General features: G+C 57.9%; 16 protein-coding genes. 7 read left to right on the top strand and 9 right to left on the bottom strand.

The features are described 5' to 3' along the window. Positions 1 to 11 precede the first annotated feature (11 nt). Together RHM59_RS04885 and RHM59_RS04890 are read left to right on the top strand one after the other, a co-directional pair. Positions 12 to 1,283, top strand: coding sequence for an FAD/NAD(P)-binding oxidoreductase (locus RHM59_RS04885; protein WP_322286666.1), 1,272 nt, complete (start codon positions 12 to 14; stop codon positions 1,281 to 1,283). Beyond that, positions 1,280 to 2,104 carry a sulfite exporter TauE/SafE family protein gene (locus RHM59_RS04890; protein WP_322286074.1) on the top strand — a complete coding sequence of 275 codons (825 nt, stop codon included), beginning with the start codon at positions 1,280 to 1,282 and terminating at the stop codon, positions 2,102 to 2,104. The genes RHM59_RS04885 and RHM59_RS04890 overlap by 4 nt, the downstream gene beginning before the upstream one ends. Positions 2,105 to 2,120: 16 nt before the next feature. On the opposite strand, the gene RHM59_RS04895 is transcribed toward RHM59_RS04890, so the two are convergent. The 3 genes from RHM59_RS04895 to RHM59_RS04905 form a co-directional block, all read right to left on the bottom strand. Next, complete coding sequence (locus tag RHM59_RS04895) at positions 2,121 to 3,500, bottom strand: CoA transferase (RefSeq protein WP_322286075.1); 1,380 nt, start codon at positions 3,498 to 3,500, stop codon at positions 2,121 to 2,123. Positions 3,501 to 3,798: 298 nt separating this feature from the next. Next, complete coding sequence (locus RHM59_RS04900) at positions 3,799 to 4,455, bottom strand: hypothetical protein (protein WP_322286076.1); 657 nt, start codon at positions 4,453 to 4,455, stop codon at positions 3,799 to 3,801. 287 nt (positions 4,456 to 4,742) lie between these two features. After that, positions 4,743 to 5,261 carry a carboxymuconolactone decarboxylase family protein gene (locus RHM59_RS04905; RefSeq protein ID WP_322286077.1) on the bottom strand — a complete coding sequence of 173 codons (519 nt, stop codon included), beginning with the start codon at positions 5,259 to 5,261 and terminating at the stop codon, positions 4,743 to 4,745. A 135-nt stretch (positions 5,262 to 5,396) separates the two neighbouring features. Here RHM59_RS04905 and RHM59_RS04910 point away from each other — a divergent pair, with 135 nt between their 5' ends. After that, complete coding sequence (locus RHM59_RS04910; RefSeq protein WP_322170129.1) at positions 5,397 to 6,221, top strand: AraC family transcriptional regulator; 825 nt, start codon at positions 5,397 to 5,399, stop codon at positions 6,219 to 6,221. Positions 6,222 to 6,291: 70 nt separating this feature from the next. On the opposite strand, the gene RHM59_RS04915 is transcribed toward RHM59_RS04910, so the two are convergent. From RHM59_RS04915 to RHM59_RS04925, 3 genes are all read right to left on the bottom strand, one after another. Then, the gene (locus tag RHM59_RS04915) at positions 6,292 to 7,620 is read right to left on the bottom strand and encodes an OprD family porin (RefSeq protein ID WP_322286078.1); all 1,329 of its coding nucleotides are present in this window, start codon (positions 7,618 to 7,620) and stop codon (positions 6,292 to 6,294) included. Between the two features lie 461 nt (positions 7,621 to 8,081). Continuing rightward, complete coding sequence (locus tag RHM59_RS04920) at positions 8,082 to 8,999, bottom strand: site-specific integrase (protein ID WP_322286079.1); 918 nt, start codon at positions 8,997 to 8,999, stop codon at positions 8,082 to 8,084. Between the two features lie 88 nt (positions 9,000 to 9,087). Beyond that, entirely contained in the window at positions 9,088 to 9,693 is a 606-nt protein-coding gene (locus RHM59_RS04925) for an NADPH-dependent F420 reductase (RefSeq protein WP_322286080.1), read from the bottom strand. A 267-nt stretch (positions 9,694 to 9,960) separates the two neighbouring features. On the opposite strand from RHM59_RS04925, the gene RHM59_RS04930 reads away from it, so the two are divergent. From RHM59_RS04930 to copD, 3 genes are all read left to right on the top strand, one after another. Beyond that, on the top strand, positions 9,961 to 10,527 hold the full coding sequence (locus RHM59_RS04930) for a tetratricopeptide repeat protein (RefSeq protein ID WP_322170120.1): 567 nt from the start codon (positions 9,961 to 9,963) through the stop codon (positions 10,525 to 10,527). 284 nt (positions 10,528 to 10,811) lie between these two features. Continuing rightward, positions 10,812 to 11,189 (top strand): copper homeostasis periplasmic binding protein CopC, encoded by a 378-nt coding sequence (copC, locus tag RHM59_RS04935; protein WP_322286081.1) that lies wholly within the window; start codon positions 10,812 to 10,814, stop codon positions 11,187 to 11,189. 4 nt (positions 11,190 to 11,193) lie between these two features. Next, positions 11,194 to 12,072 carry a copper homeostasis membrane protein CopD gene (copD, locus tag RHM59_RS04940; protein ID WP_322286082.1) on the top strand — a complete coding sequence of 293 codons (879 nt, stop codon included), beginning with the start codon at positions 11,194 to 11,196 and terminating at the stop codon, positions 12,070 to 12,072. Between the two features lie 19 nt (positions 12,073 to 12,091). Here copD and RHM59_RS04945 read toward each other — a convergent pair whose 3' ends face one another. From RHM59_RS04945 to RHM59_RS04955, 3 genes are all read right to left on the bottom strand, one after another. Beyond that, a complete protein-coding gene (locus tag RHM59_RS04945; protein WP_322286083.1) occupies positions 12,092 to 12,685 on the bottom strand; it encodes a CGNR zinc finger domain-containing protein in 594 nt (197 codons plus the stop codon). Positions 12,686 to 12,759: 74 nt separating this feature from the next. Beyond that, positions 12,760 to 13,743, bottom strand: coding sequence for an MDR family oxidoreductase (locus tag RHM59_RS04950; RefSeq protein WP_322170108.1), 984 nt, complete (start codon positions 13,741 to 13,743; stop codon positions 12,760 to 12,762). Positions 13,744 to 13,788: 45 nt separating this feature from the next. Next, positions 13,789 to 14,424, bottom strand: coding sequence for a TetR/AcrR family transcriptional regulator (locus RHM59_RS04955; protein ID WP_322286084.1), 636 nt, complete (start codon positions 14,422 to 14,424; stop codon positions 13,789 to 13,791). Positions 14,425 to 14,572: 148 nt separating this feature from the next. Here RHM59_RS04955 and RHM59_RS04960 point away from each other — a divergent pair, with 148 nt between their 5' ends. After that, positions 14,573 to 15,463, top strand: a complete 891-nt coding sequence (locus tag RHM59_RS04960; RefSeq protein WP_322286085.1) for an alpha/beta hydrolase — start codon at positions 14,573 to 14,575, stop codon at positions 15,461 to 15,463. Positions 15,464 to 15,488: the final 25 nt, after the last annotated feature.

Genomic DNA, 15,488 nt, shown 5'->3' on the forward strand with positions numbered 1-15,488 from the left:
CCAGCGACACCGTGACCCAATCGCCCTCTCGCCACGCCGATGCGCATCACCAAATCCTTATCATCGGCGCGGGCTCGGCAGGTATCGCCACGGCGTCAAGCTTGAAAGCGAGGGACCGGACCCTCGACATCGCGATCATCGACCCTGCCGAGGTCCATTATTACCAGCCAGGCTGGACACTGGTGGGCGGTGGCGTTTTTGCTGGAAAATCCACCGTTCGGGCCATGGCCTCGGTGATCCCCGACAACGTGCAGTGGATCAAAGCGGCAGTGGTCGCCTTTGAACCGCAAACCAATACCGTCGTCCTGGGAAACGGTCAGATCATCGGCTACGAACAACTGATCGTCTGCCCTGGGTTGAAGCTCGATTGGGAGGCGATACGGGGATTGACCGAAACCTTGGGCTCGAACGGCGTAACCTCCAATTACCGCTACGATTTAGCGTCGTACACTTGGCAGTTGGTGAAGGCACTCAAACATGGCCGGGCACTGTTTACCCAGCCGCCGATGCCGATCAAGTGTGCTGGCGCGCCGCAAAAAGCCTTGTACTTATCCTGCGATTACTGGCAAAAAAACGACCGTCAATCACAGATCAAGACCCAGTTTTATTCGGCCGGCGCGACCCTCTTCGGGGTCGCAGATTATGTACCCGCGCTCATGGCGTACATCCAGAAATACGCCGTAGATCTGAAGTTCACGCACACCCTGGTCGCGGTGGACGGGCCAGGCAAGCTGGCGACGTTTAAACGCACCTCTTCAGATGGCGTCACGGACACGGTGGTTGAGCCGTTTGACCTGCTGCATGTTGTTCCACCCCAAATCGCGCCGGACTTCATTCGTAACAGCCCACTCGCCGATAAGGCTGGCTGGGTCGACGTAGACCCCGCCAGCTTGGTGCACCGCCAGTACCCTAACGTCCACGGCCTCGGCGATGTGACCAACACCAGCAACGCCAAAACCATGGCGGCCGCGCGTAAACAGGCGCCAGTCGTTGCCCACAACGTGCTGGTGGCGCTGGGACGTAAACGATCTTTGGCCACTTACGATGGCTACGGTTCATGCCCGCTGACCGTTGAACGCGGCAAGATCGTGTTGGCTGAGTTCACCTATGGCGGCACCTTGGCTCCAACCTTTGCGCCGTGGTTCATCAATGGCCTGAAACCCTCCCGTTTGGCCTGGTTTTTGAAGGAGCGATTGCTGCCGCCGTTGTATTGGCATTGCATGCTTAAGGGCCATGAATGGCTGGCGGCGCCCGTCACTGCCAATACCGAGCGCGATAAATGATGGTGCACGATTTACTGGGGGTGGCGTTAGGCGCGGTCATCGGGGCGATTTTGGCCCTGACCGGTGCTGGCGGAGGCATTCTGGCTGTTCCAGTCTTGGTCTTCGGCCTCGGACTGTCGATGGTGCAAGCGGCGCCTGTCGGGCTGTTGGCCGTTGGCTTGGCCGCAGCAGTGGGCGCGATTCTGGGCCTGCGTCAGGGCGTGGTTCGATACCGCGCGGCGGCTTTCATCTCCGTGATGGGCATTCTTGCAGCGCCTGTGGGTTTGTACATCGCTCACCGTTTACCCAATCAACCGTTGGCGCTGGTATTTGCGGCGGTGTTGCTCTACGCCAGCATCCGTATGCTGCGAAAAGCCAATCGCGAGATTCACCAAGGCGCACCCGCGCCCCGCGCCGCCGCATTGCCGTGCGTGCTGAATCCGCTTCAGGGCCGACTGCGCTGGACCTTGCCCTGTGCACGCGCGTTAACCTTCACCGGATTGCTGTGCGGTCTGTTGTCGGGGCTATTGGGCGTGGGCGGCGGATTCGTCATCATCCCGGCCCTGACGCGGTATTCCAACCTTGAGATGAAAAGCGTCGTCGCCACCTCCCTCGCCGTCATCGCGCTGGTGTCCATCGGCAGCGTAACCACCGCCGCGCTTACCGGCGTGATGTATTGGGAGGCTGGCGTTCCCTTTGCCCTCGGTGCGGTGGTGGGATTAATGGGCGGCCGGCAAATCGCCCACCGCCTGGCGGGCCCACGCTTGCAACAAGCCTTTGCCCTGGTCGGAATGATTGCCTCGCTGATGCTCGCGACCAGCGCGTTGGGGATGAAGATTTAGCCTGTGCTTGTGAAACCTAGAGCCATACCGGCTCAGCGCTGCCTGGCGGCATGGACGGCAACCTGTAACGTGGCTGAGTGCGTTCCAGTCGCGCACTTGGCCGCACGGCGTGCAACTGACCAAAGCCGGAGGTTGAGGTTTCAAGCCAAGGGTCGACGCTGGGTTTATCGAGGCTAAAACCGTTGGGGATACGGCCCAAGCTACGTAACCATTGCCCGGTTTGCGCTAATGAAACTTGCACGTGCCAACTGCCACCCTCTGTTTGCTGCCGGTACAGGGCGGCGGCCGTGCCATAGGCCATCAAGTAACCAGTGGCCTGATCGAGTATCTGCATTGGCAGCGCACGGGGAATGCCTTCGCCGGCGGATTCACCTTCCCCATGATTGAAGCCCATGGCAGTTTGTACCAATGAGTCAAACCCCCGCCGCCCCGCCCACGGCCCTTCCGTGCCGTAGGCGGTCAGGGACACATAGACAATACCGGGGCGACGTTCGGCCAACGCTTCAGGGGAATAGCCCAAAGCGGCCAATCCGCCGGGCCGATACCCTTGCGAGAAGACGTGGGCGCCGTCGATCAATCGCCAAAGCGCGGCGCGGTCTTGCTCGGTGTGCAGGTCCAGCAGCGCCGACCGTTTCCCGCGGCTGGTGTCGGCGATGGCTTCGATGTTTGGCAGGTTGGGCGAGTTGATTAACAGCACATCCGCCCCCTGAGCAGCCAGCGCACGACCACCGACAGGACCGGCGAGAATCCGTGTGAGATCAAGCACGCGCACCCCAGACAGCGGACGCTCATCGGGGGTCAGCGAAGGCAGTTCGATGGGCTCTGCATCGCCGATGCGCGAGAGGGTCATTAACGGTTTGGCGAGGATCGCTTGACCCTGAGCAGTGGCGTCCCATTGATCAAAACTGCGCAAGGCCGTGGCAACCAAGCCCCGCTCAGCGGCGGCCTGTTCAAAATCCAGCGCCCGCCAACGCAACATCGCCTGTTCAGCCTCGGTGCGCTGTGTGGTCGCGGGAGACAAGCCCAACAGGCGTAACGCGCCTTCGCGATGATGGGCGAAGTTCGCATGAATGCGCACGTAGCCATCGGCGCAACGGTAAAGCCCAGAAAAAGCGTCCCACAGGTTTGGCTCGCGCCCGTCGAGGCTGAACCAACCGCTGCATTCGACAGCAGCGTGCAGTGTGTCTACGGCAACCTTCTGCCGAGCACCACCTCGTACATAGCTCAATTCACACGCCGCCAGCGCCGCCGCGGCAATAGAAAGCTGCGCAGCGCTACCGACCGCAAAAGACGAGGGGAATACCGGGTCACCGCCGCTAAGCTGGACGAAGTTAAGCGCTTCGGACGGCAACCCGCAGAGTTGCCATAGAGCGTGCAAGTATTGGATATCGCGCATCAGGCCTCCTCAGCACAAAGGACACCTTAGCAGCGAACCGGACGAAAGCGTCAATGCAGACGACCCAGGTATCAGGTCGACATCAGCGAGATGATGATCGGCCCCTTCGCAGGCAAGCCTGCTCCCACAGTATCTAAGTCTGCTTGCTATCTACCCCTTCAATGAAAACCCAGGCCGTTCCGGTTTCGCAGCCTTCGGCATCCCTACAACTGTCCTGCGTTTGCTACACAACACGCAGCATTACCCACTGTTATTGCAGGTTCCTGCCCGCAGTAACGCGGGCCAGATGTTTCACGAGTTATGCGAGATCGAGCTTGGCGTTGGTTTCATTCGCCGCCTGAGTCATTTTCACTAACGCACTGTTCAGGAACGTGTTGCCTTTGTCATCGGTGCTGGCGCTGGTGCCGGAACCTGCCGCGCCACCACTTGGAGCTGCAGCAGCCTGCATTTCCGTTTGTTTCTTGATGATGTCAGCGAGTTTGGTTTCTACCTTGGCTGCCGCATCCGGGGACATGGCTTTAAGATCAGCCTCGGTCAGCCCCATGCTTTTCAATGCGCCGTAACGCATTTTCTGAGCAGGCGTCAGCGCCATGTAATCCTTGAACTGATCCGCCGCACTTTGCGTACCGGTGGTGCCGGTTGCGCTGCTGGCGTTGGTCACACCGCCCACTGCAGAAGCGGCGGTGAGGTTATCACTGCTGTCACTGCTGTCCGTCGAAGCCACTTGGCCCATGGGGTTTTGCAGGTTAACCATCATTTTCGCGAACGCTTCTTCACGGTCCTGTTCTTGCTGGCTCGACGCGCTCGACTGAGCCGACGCGCTGCTGCTACCCACTGCAGTCGGTTGAACCGTCGAATCGCTCAAACTGAGGAAATCAGCTTCGGGCGACTGGGAGGCGGAACGTACTACCGGAATTGAATAGTCCGTCCTACCGAGGCCACTGATAAAACTCATTTCAGTTACTCCAATAAGTGCCGTTGTACAAATATATCTCCCGAATTCTGAGCAAAGCACGTGCCAGCCGGGCGATATGCCCTGCGGGGCACGATTTAAGGCATTCTTAGATTAACCGCGTCATAGATGCTTACAAATCAAAGGCAGCAAATGGCCGGCGTCGGCAAGTGATTGCCGCGTTGATCGCTACGCCATCTGTAGGAGCCAACTGGTTGGCGAAGCGCCTGGATTGACACGCATGGCGCTGACGGCCTATCGCCAACCAGTTGGCTGCTACAGACGGTCTGTTAACGCTCCACGGCAGGGAAATCCACGTCGGTGGCCGCCACGTTGTTGAGGTAATTGGTCAGGGTCAACAGCGCGACTTGGGTCACGACTTCGACGATCTTGGCGTCGGTCAGGCCCGCAGCACGGGCAGCAACCAGGGACTCATCGCTCACACGTCCTTTGGTGGACACCACTTCACGGGCAAACACCGTATAAGCGCTCAAGTCGCCATCACGGGCGCTGCGGATCGCGTCGGCGGACAGTCCCGCTTTACTACCGAACAACGTGTGCGCAGCCAAGCAGTATTCACAACCATTGACTTGGGAAGTGGCCAGCGCAATCGACTCACGCTCGACCCCGCTCAGCGAGTTCTTGCCAAAGGCTTGGGAAAATTGCAGATAGCCTCCCAGAGCTGCAGGTGAATGTGCCAGGGTTTTGAAGACGTTTGGCACGATGCCGAAGCTTTTTTTCACCCCTTCCAACAAGGGCACGGAAGCGGCGGGTGCGTGTTCAAGGCTCAGAGCAGGGATGCGTGACATAGTGATTCTCCGAAGTATTCGGTCGCGGTATGCGCCGACGGGGCCTATGTTAGGAACAATCCATGTACCATCGGATCCGAATCGTCGCCGTTATGCGACATATCGTCCAAAAAACAGTTTTTTCTGAGGTCATCCATGGATCGCTTGTCTGCCCTCTTGACGCACTTTGGTGTCAGCGCCGGAACGTTTCACAGCGGTGACTTTTGCGGGATTTCTGCGTTCGACGACGAAGAACCACGCGGCCATATTCATTTGCTGCAAGCGGGGCAGATCAAACTCCGCCTGGCCGATAACCGCGAGCAATTGATTACTGAGCCCACTTTGATTTTTTTCCCTCGGCCGTATCGGCACCGGCTGAGTTCCACCGAAGCGGATGGCACGCGGTTGGTCTGTGCGTCGCTGAACTTTAACGGCGGAGTGAATAATCCGCTGTCGTCCGCGCTGCCTGACTACCTGCTATTGCCGCTGGCAGACGTGGCCATGCTCGGGGTCACGCTGGAGTGGCTGTTTCGCGAGGCGTCGGGGGATGACTGCGGGCGTGACGCGACAATGGACCGCCTGTTCGAGCTGTTGGTGATTCAGCTGTTGCGGTATTTGCTGGCAACCCATGGCATGGAAAGCGGCATGATGGCCGGGCTGGCCGACCCGCGGTTGTCACGGGCATTGAACCAGATGCATGCCAATCCCCAGCAACCGTGGACGGTGGCTGAGCTGGCCACGGCGGCCAACATGTCCCGAGCGAGCTTCGCTGCGCATTTCCATAGCGTGCTCGGGCAACCGCCTGCGGATTACTTGATGAGCTGGCGCATTAGTCTGGCGCAAAAGCGCTTGCGGGACGGCAAACCCATCGCACTGATTGCCGACGAAGTGGGCTATGAAAGCTCTTCCGCCCTCGCCCGGGCCTTTCGACGCAAGACCGGCACCAGCCCGCGCGACTGGCTGCGCAGCCAAACGTCATAAACCATAAAGTCCAACGTCGCCTGGGGCGTCGTCGGACTTTTCTTAACCGCAGGCTATCGCCGGTGGGTTATCAGAAGATCGAGATCGGGTAATCCGCGATCAAACGAAACTCGTTGACGTCGCCTTCGGCCTGATCCGCGTTACCCCGGTGCCATGCCTGACGCATGCGCAAGGACAAGTCCTTGGCCGGCCCAGTCTGGACCGTGTACTTGGCTTCAAGGTTGGTTTCGTGGTGTTTACCGTTTGCGCCATAACCATAAGCACGATAAGGGCTGTCAGCGGCCATCCGCGTCCCGTCGATATCATCACCGTGGATATAACGAACCATGAAGGCCAGTCCAGGAACACCGTAACTTGTCATGTTCAGGTCATAACGCGCTTGCAGGGATTTCTCGCCAGGGCCGTTGAAGTCGGAATACTGAATTGAGTTGGCCAGGTTAATAGAGTCAGCGGTGTCACCTGGGCCGTTCTTACCAAATGCCACGTAGTCGAACGGGGTATCGCCGTGGACTTTCTGGTACGCAATAGTGACGGTGTGTGCGATCAGGAAGGTGTAAGCCGCTGCCATTGAGTACGCGGTGTTACTAATATCGCCGGCCTTGGCCGACCCTTCGTCGTTAGTGCGATAAATATTGAAATCGAAGTTCAACGACTGCAGGTCCGAGATCGCCAAGGTGTAGTTAGCGTTGGCGTAGTACTGACGCCAGATATCTTCAAGCTCAGACCCGTAAACACTGAGCGAGAGCGCGTCAGACACCGCATATTTGCCGCCGGCATAACTGATGCTATCGGCCGCTACGTTGGCGTAAGAGGCAAACAGGTCATGCTCGCTGTTGGTCGTGACCGGACCATTGCCGCTGGTAAAGTGCCCGACATCCAGTTCGAGGCCACTAATTTCGCTGCTCAGCAAATTGAAACCGGTACCGGTCTGCGGCATTAGTCGTGAACCACCGGCAGCAAAGACTGGCGCCGTGGGTTGCAGATTGCCCCAGAGCAGCTCGGTTTTGGAGATTCGCATTTTCAGCGCACCGCCTGCCCGACCGTATTCATCTGCGGGGGCGCCGTTGCCTTGCACCGGCAGGTTACCGGTTCCGGTTGTCCCCGCACCGCCGTCAAGCTTGAACGCCCAGTTACCGAACGCTTCAACGCCGAAACCGACAGTGCCTTGGGTGAAACCCGAGCTGTAGTTGGCCAGGATGCCCTGGGTCCAGTCTTTACGGTCTGCGCCGCCGTTTTTTACATCTCGGTTGAAATAATAGTTTCTAAGGTGCACGTTAAGACTGCTGTCTTCTATAAATCCTTTCGCATCAGCTTGATCGCTAACGACACCCGCCGCTGCGAACTGGCAAACGCCAAGAGAGACCGCGAGGGTCACAAGATTCCACTTAACAGAAATCATTTTTGACGATCCCCTAATTCTGATATGCCATCGCCATCAAACACCTGAGAACGGGAATACCCCCTGAGTTCAGGCGAATGGATTAACGATAGTTGTGCGTTGGCAGATGGCTTTTACATCAAGACCGTGTACTGAAATCACGGTGAAATCACGGGCAATCCAGCCCTGTTTTTATCTTTTTAATCACGGGATCTCCCCGTGCGGTACAACTTTTAACATCGAAGTTCCCTACCGTTTATGTCGATTTTCATGATAGTCAGTATCGACTAACGTAATAGTTCCACATTCATGGCGATGTTAAGGTGCGTCTCGATGACCGACCACGCCTCGACCGCTTTCTGACTCCGCATCAGGAGGCAACGATTTGGCTGCTCCACTTCATCGATCCTTTGGTTACACATTTTTTGCCACCCCACCTTTCGTGCGGTGGCTTTTTTATGGCTGCGATGCGGTGGTATTGATCAGAGATCAAACCGGTCAATCGCTCGACGGCGCTCATTGTCATCGCGCATGTCATAGCTGGCAGTGGTCGAGATGTTGGTGTGATGGGCGAGCTTTTGGGCGATGGACAGGTCGTGCTCTTCTATGACCCGCGTAATGAATGAGCGCCGAAAATCGTGGGGCATGATGTCCATGCCAATCTGCCGTCCGCGCTGCTTGGCGATAAAGTAGATCGCATGTTTGGTGATCCGCTCACGGGTGATATGAGCGCCGCGACGAATACGGTTGAACAGGAAAGCGTCGTCGCCCTGGCCTTCTGGCAGGGACCTCCGGCGAAGTTCAAGCCAGTCGTTAAGCACGGTGAACGCCCATGCAGGCGCGTATTTGATCAATTGTTTATTCCCTTTGCCCGTCACCTGCAAACTGCGCTCGGCGAAATCAATCTGCGCCAGGTCCAGGTTCACCGATTCTGACTTGCGCATCCCCGAGCCATACAAGATGGCGATGATCGCCGCGTCGCGTCTGCCCTGTGGCCGAGGGTCTGCGGCACAGACATCCATCAGTTCGCGAATGAGCGAGCGTCGAATGTTCTTTCCTTTGGGTAGGCGCGTTCCGGCAATGGGTTTTACCGAACGCATTTTTAACAAGTGTTCGTGACTGATCAGGCTTTGCCGCCACGCCTCGTTGGTCACACCGCGAATCGCATTGACGTACAGCGATGAAGTGTTGGGCGCGTAACCATCCTCGCGCAAGGTCGCCACCAGGGCGATGACATGCCCCGGTTGCAGTTCGTGCCACGGCACGTCGTGAATGTCGGTCTCGCTGAACCCCAAGCGATCCGCTGCGTCTTGCAGCACGTACTTCATCGTGAGCTGACTCGACGGTGCTAGTCGCGCCAGATAAAGCGCCAACGGATTGTGTACCTCACCCAGCGACATGGCATAACGGCCTTCTAGGGTCGAAAAAAGCCACTCTACACCACAACCATCGCGGCTAACTAACTGAACAAAAACAGTATTTTAATATTCAGCGTTCGTCAGGCTTCAACAGCTCGGCACCATTGAATACCCCGCCCAAGTGCATCTGCCGCCCGCCACTGGCCAACGGGCCGAGGTCGATGGGCGCCAGCCCCAGGGACTTGATCAGTTCGGTGACGCACGCCTTGGCCTGGGCATCGTCTCCAGCGAGAAACGCTACGCGCCTGTGGCCATCGGGCGCCCCAGTGAAGAAACCAGCGATAGGCAAGGTATTGAACGCCTTGACCACCCTGGCGTCCGGTGCAAGGCGGGCAATGATTTCACTGCCGCTGTCGTCGCCCAGGTCGGCCACTTTGTAATCGGGCAAGTAATTGAGGAAGGTATTGGTGGCATCGATGAGGATGCGCCCTTCCCATTTTGGTAAAGCCGGCAACGCTTGCGCCACGCTGACCCAAGGAATCGCCAGTATCACCAGATTGCACGCCGCAGCCTGCTCCAGCGTGCCGGCCTTGGCTTTGTGACCCAGCCGATGAATCAGCGACGTCAGGCTAGCGGGTCCCCTGCGGTTACTGAGGAGCACTTCATGGCCCGCACGAATACATTCTGCCGCCAAGGTTTCACCGACAGCTGCCGCGCCAATAATTCCGATGTTCATGGTTCCCCCTTAATGCAGTAGACAAAAATGGGCCAAACGCGAAAATTATAGCTTCGCTTCCGAGCGAGGAATTAATTCGCCAAAACCGAGACCAACGCTCTGAAATAAATTCTTGCGACGGCTGAATAAACCTACCCTCATAGGTGTTCACTTACCAACACCGCGTTGTCGCAGGTCTTTAGGAGGGGCCGCGCTGTCGCGTAGCCCACTCAGGGTGTGTTGTCACCAACCCATTGTGTTAACAAATTAGTTCAATCGGAGCTGCTCATGAACAAAAATACCACCACAAGATCCGCTCGTCGTCCTTCGGCTTTGCTCTTGGCGGGCTGTTTGGCTGCCACGTTGTTAAGCGCGCAGGTGCTGGCCTCCGGCGGTGACAGCGATGAATCGGACACGCCGAAAAAACCAAACTGTCCCAAGGGCCAGGTCTACGACACCAAAACCAAGTCCTGCGTGAATCAACAAAGCAGCCTGACTCCCGATGCGGACAAAACCGATTACGCCTACCGACTGGCCAAGGCCGGGCGCTACCAAGAGGCGCTTTCGCTGCTGGACACCCTGAAAGAACCGAACACGGCCAAGGCACTGAATTACCGCGGTTATGCCACCCGTAAACTGGGCCGCACCGATGAAGGCATCAGCTATTACCTGAAATCCGTGGCGCTGGACCCTAACTACGCGCAAGTCCGCGAATACTTGGGCGAGGCCTATGTCATCAAGGGGCAGCTGGATTTGGCCAAGGAACAGTTGGCAACCATCAAAACCCTGTGCAGCACGACCTGCGAGGAATACCGTGATTTGGCTCACGCCATCAATCACTCCTCACGGACGTGACCGTTAGCGGGCACGCTTGGCCCGGTGTCCTCCGGGCCGTCACTGCCTGGCTCAATTCGCAGGCCGTCATCGCGAAAACTATCCACCTCCGGGCCAAGCTGAGACAGAACCTTGCGCACCTACAGCTTGGTGCTGTCGCGTCAACAGCACGGGGCGCGCTGGATGCGACATCTGCGCGCAGCAATAGCCGCGATCATGGCTGGAATCGGTCGCTCGATTCTGGTCTATTAGCGCGTCGCTTTACGACACCAGCCTGAACCGCCGCTCTGAAAAAAGGTAATCGAATGTCTGCCCAACGTTTTAAGAAAGCCATGACCTCGTTCGCCCTGCTCGCCTCGTTCGTCACTGCCACCTCCGTCTTCGCCCATGCTCACCTGCAAAGCCAGACACCCGCGGCTGACAGCACCGTGAGCGCGCCTAAAGAATTACGCCTGAACTTCTCCGAAGGCGTCGAGGAAAAATTCACCAAGGTGGTTCTCACGACCGACACCGGTAAAGCCGTTAGCGTAAAAAGCATTGCCACTGCTGCAGACGATAAAAAAATCCTGATTGTGACCCCGGCGGCGCCGCTGGTTGCCGGTCAATACCACGTCGAATGGCACGCGGTTTCGGTCGATACCCATAAGAGCGATGGCTCATACGCGTTCACGGTAAGCCCTTAACTTCATGCAAAACGCGCTCATCCTGTGCCGTTTCTTGCACTTTGCTGCGGTCTTGTTGCTGTTTGGAAGCTGCCTGTTTCGGACAGGGTTATTCCGCGTCCAGCTAAAGACCGTAGACACCGCTGCGCTAGACACAAAGCTCACGTGGTGCGCACGCGCATTGATTCCTCTGGCCCTTGTCAGTGGCGTGCTGCTGCTGGTGTTTATCGCCGCGAGCATGGCGGGCAGTTGGCAAGAAGGGTTCGATCCAAACACCCTTGCGCTGGTCTTGAAACAAACATTTTTTGGCAAGGTCTGGAGCGTCCATCTGCTGCTGAACGCCCTGCTGTTGGTCGGTGTGGTTTCACCTCGACGCTCTTCGCCCACCCTGCGCCTGATCCTCGCCGCGTTGCTACTCGCAACACTGGCGCCGGTCGGTCATGGGGCGATGTTCGATGGCACGCTCGGTGAGTTGATGATCCTCAATCAACTTGTCCACTTGTACGGCGTAGGCGCGTGGTTAGGCGGCTTGTTGCTGTTGTCGTTGCTGATGGCGAACTCGGCGCCCGCCAACCATGTCCTGCCGCTGCTGCTGCGATTCAGTGGCGTCGGCTACGGCTTCGTGGCGTTGATTATCACCACTGGCCTGATCAACGTCCGGGTCATGAGCGGCGCGTTATGGCCAGAACCCGCACTGTCCGGGTTCGGACTGATTTTGCTGATCAAGGTGTGCCTAGTGCTGTGCATGCTGCTGTTGGCGCTGTTTAATCGGTTGCTACTCAATCATCACGCTCAACAATTCAATGTTCTGCGCACGAGCATCGCCGTGGAGTGCCTGTTCGGTTTACTGGCGGTGGCGGCGGTATCGTTGTTGGGAACACTGCCGCCCATGCTGGCGACCTGACGGCCGGCACCAAAGCGTTTCAGACCTGTAGTTTGCGCTTGCGAAATTCAGCCACTTTATGACGGTTGCCACATTGCGCCATGCTGCACCAGCGGCGTTTGTGGGACTTGGTACGGTCATAAAACCACAGCACGCAGTCCGAATGTTCGCAGGTGCGAATCAGCGAAAAATCGCCACCCACCAGCAGTTGCGCAGCGGCTTCCGCCAGCGGCGCGAGAAACTGTTCAGCGGTTTGCTGTTTGCGCACACGTTCGAGGCGCAATGTGTCCGGGGCATCCCAGATCAGTTGCGGGTGGCTCAGCGCTTTGCGCAAGTAGGCATTCAGTGCGGTTGGATTACCCAGAATCCAGGCTTTACGCTCCTCAATGCCCACACGAATGATCTCGCGCAGCTCAACGGCGGCCGCCAATAACGCGCCTTCGGCAAACGTCGGGATTCCCGAGGCGTCAAACCAGCCGGCACGTATCAGCCAGCGCGCTACATCGGCGTCGTGCTGCCAGAAATCGATCAATATTCCATCGACATTGGCTCGGGTGTTGAGCATGTCCAGAATCGGGTCATCGGCCACAAGAGCCGGTTCGTTCGAGTGCGCATCAGGGGTGACGGTAGCCATGGTGCCTCCTTGAATCAAGGCTGCCATCGTAACCCCTATAGGGTGATATGAACAGTTACAGACTGATCGACTACTCAGCGATTGACGTCCACCACCACCCGACCACGGACTTTTCCGGCAATCAACTGAGCTGAAACCTCGACCACCTCACTGAGCCCAATTTCGTGGCTGATCAACGGGAGCAACGACACGTCGAAATCTTTCGCCAGACGTTCCCAAGCGGCAATCCGGTCAGCCCGAGGCCGATTGACGCTGTCGATGCCCGCCAAGGTCACGCCGCGCAAAATAAACGGCATCACCGTGCCCGGAAATTCCATGCCCTGCGCCAGGCCGCACGCGGCCACGGTGCCTCGATATTTGATGCCGGCGCAGACGTTCGCCAGCGTGTGGCTGCCGACCGAATCAATGGCGGCGGCCCAACGCTCTTTGGCCAGCGGTTTACCGGGTTCTGACAAGGTGGCGCGTTCAATGATCTCGGCGGCACCCAGCTGTTTCAAATACTCGCTTTCGGCAACGCGCCCGGTGGAGGCCACGACGCGATAACCCAGCTTCGCCAAAATAGCCACCGCGAAGCTGCCGACGCCACCATTGGCCCCAGTCACCAGCACATCGCCCTTATCCGGGTGCAGACCGTGCTCTTCCAAGGCGATCACCGCGAGCATCGCGGTGTACCCGGCCGTGCCGATGGCCATGGCCTGTGCAGCGGTAAAACCCGTGGGCAACGCAATCAGCCATTTCCCTTCAAGCCGGGCTTTTTCGGCGAGGCCACCCCAATGCGCTTCGCCGACGCCCCAGCCGTTGAGCAACACCTCGTCCCCGACGTTGAATTGGGCGTCACTGCTGTGCTCCACCGTGCCCACCAAATCCACGCCCGGAATCATCGGAAATTTGCGCACCACAGGCCCGGTGCCGGTAATCGCTAAACCGTCTTTGTAGTTCAACGTGCTGTAAGACACGCGCACGGTGACGTCGCCGGGTGGAAGTCGGTCTTCGCTGATCTCGCTCAAGCCTGCGCGATAACCCGCCTCGTCTTTCTCGATCAAAATGCCCTTGAACATGCATGCCTCCGATATAGACCGATCGTCTAGTAATAGATCAAAAAATCACTGCGGTAAGCCCCGCAGGAAGCCCGCAATGAAGGTATTCAATGGATTGCCACTTTGAACCAGCCGAGCGCGCAACACAGCGCCCTCCCAGCCGATCCAGAAAAACGCCGCCAATTCAGCGCAGTCAGCCGTCACCGACAATTCCCCCGCTGATTGGGCCGCCTTTAAACACCGCGTCAACCGTGCTTGCCAATCGAGAAAAATGCTTTCGAGCGCGGCGCGAAACCCTTCCGGCAACACACAGACCTCTTGGCCCATGTTGCCGACCATGCACCCGCGCCGGTAGTCATAACGGGCCATTCCGAGGTTGGCGTCTTGGGCGAAAGCCGCCAGCCGCTCCAACGGCGAGAGTGTTTCGTCCAACAGCCAGCGATCCAGTTTGCGTGCAAAAAATGCCGCGTAATGGTCCAACACCGCTCGGCCGAACGCCTCTTTGCTGTCGAAGTAATGGTAGAACGAGCCCTTTGGCACACCGACCCGCTTAAGGATGCTGTCGATGCCCGTCGCCATGAACCCTTGCTCGGTCAGGACCTCAGTCCCGCAACGAATCAATGCGTCGCGGGTTTCAACGTTGTCTCTGTCGACCTTGGGCGGACGGCCTGGACCCCGTGGTTTAGCGCTAAGTGTTGTCATCCAAGGAATACTAGACTGATCGTCTTTAATGTCAATGCCACCGCCAAGAAAACAGCCATGTAACCTATAAAATACTATTTGACAGGTTACAATGAATGGCGGAAAAATAAACGCCCCCTTCATTCGTCGCTTATCGAGAACCGTTGCCATGACCACTTACCCGGCTCACGCCACCACCACTGTTCGCTACCAACACGTCGATGCCGACGGCGTAAAGGTTTTCTACCGCGAAGCCGGCGCGCCTGATGCCCCAGTGATTTTGCTCCTGCACGGTTTCCCGAGTTCATCGCACATGTACCGCGACTTGATCCCGCATCTGGCCAACCGCCACCGCGTCATCGCACCGGACCTGCCGGGCTTCGGCTTCACCGACGTGCCTGCCGAACGGGACTACCGCTACAGCTTCGACAGCCTGGCAAAAACCGTTGAGCACTTTGTTGAGGTGCTGGGCCTGAGCCGCTACGCGCTGTATGTGTTTGACTACGGCGCCCCAGTCGGCCTACGGCTGGCGGTTGCGCACCCTGAGCGGGTCACTGCGCTGATATCCCAGAATGGCAACGCTTACCTGGAAGGCCTCGGCGACGCGTGGGAGCCGATTCGTAATTATTGGCAAACGCCGAGTGCGGCCAACCGGGAAATCATTCGCGAGGCGGTGCTGAACCTCGACGGTGTGCGGTATCAATACGTGCATGGCGTCACCCACCCGGAACTGATTGCGCCGGAGTCGTACACCTTGGATGTGCTGCTGATGCAGCGTCCGGGCAACGCTGATATTCAGCTGGACCTGTTTCTCGATTACGCCAACAACCTGACGCTGTACCCGGCGTTTCAGGCTTTTTTCAAACAGACCCAAGTACCTGCGCTGGTGATTTGGGGCAAACATGATCCGTTTTTCATTCCACCCGGCGCCGAGGCGTATAAACGCGATAACGCTAACGCGGTGATCGAGATGCTCGACACCGGCCACTTTGCGCTGGAAACTCATGCCGATTACATAGCCCAGCGCATCATCGAGGTGCTGGGAGACGCTATCCGCTGAACACCTCAGGTCACCCTGCCCGCTT

The sequence above is a fragment of the Pseudomonas sp. MH10 genome (assembly GCF_034353045.1).
Classification (GTDB): domain Bacteria; phylum Pseudomonadota; class Gammaproteobacteria; order Pseudomonadales; family Pseudomonadaceae; genus Aquipseudomonas.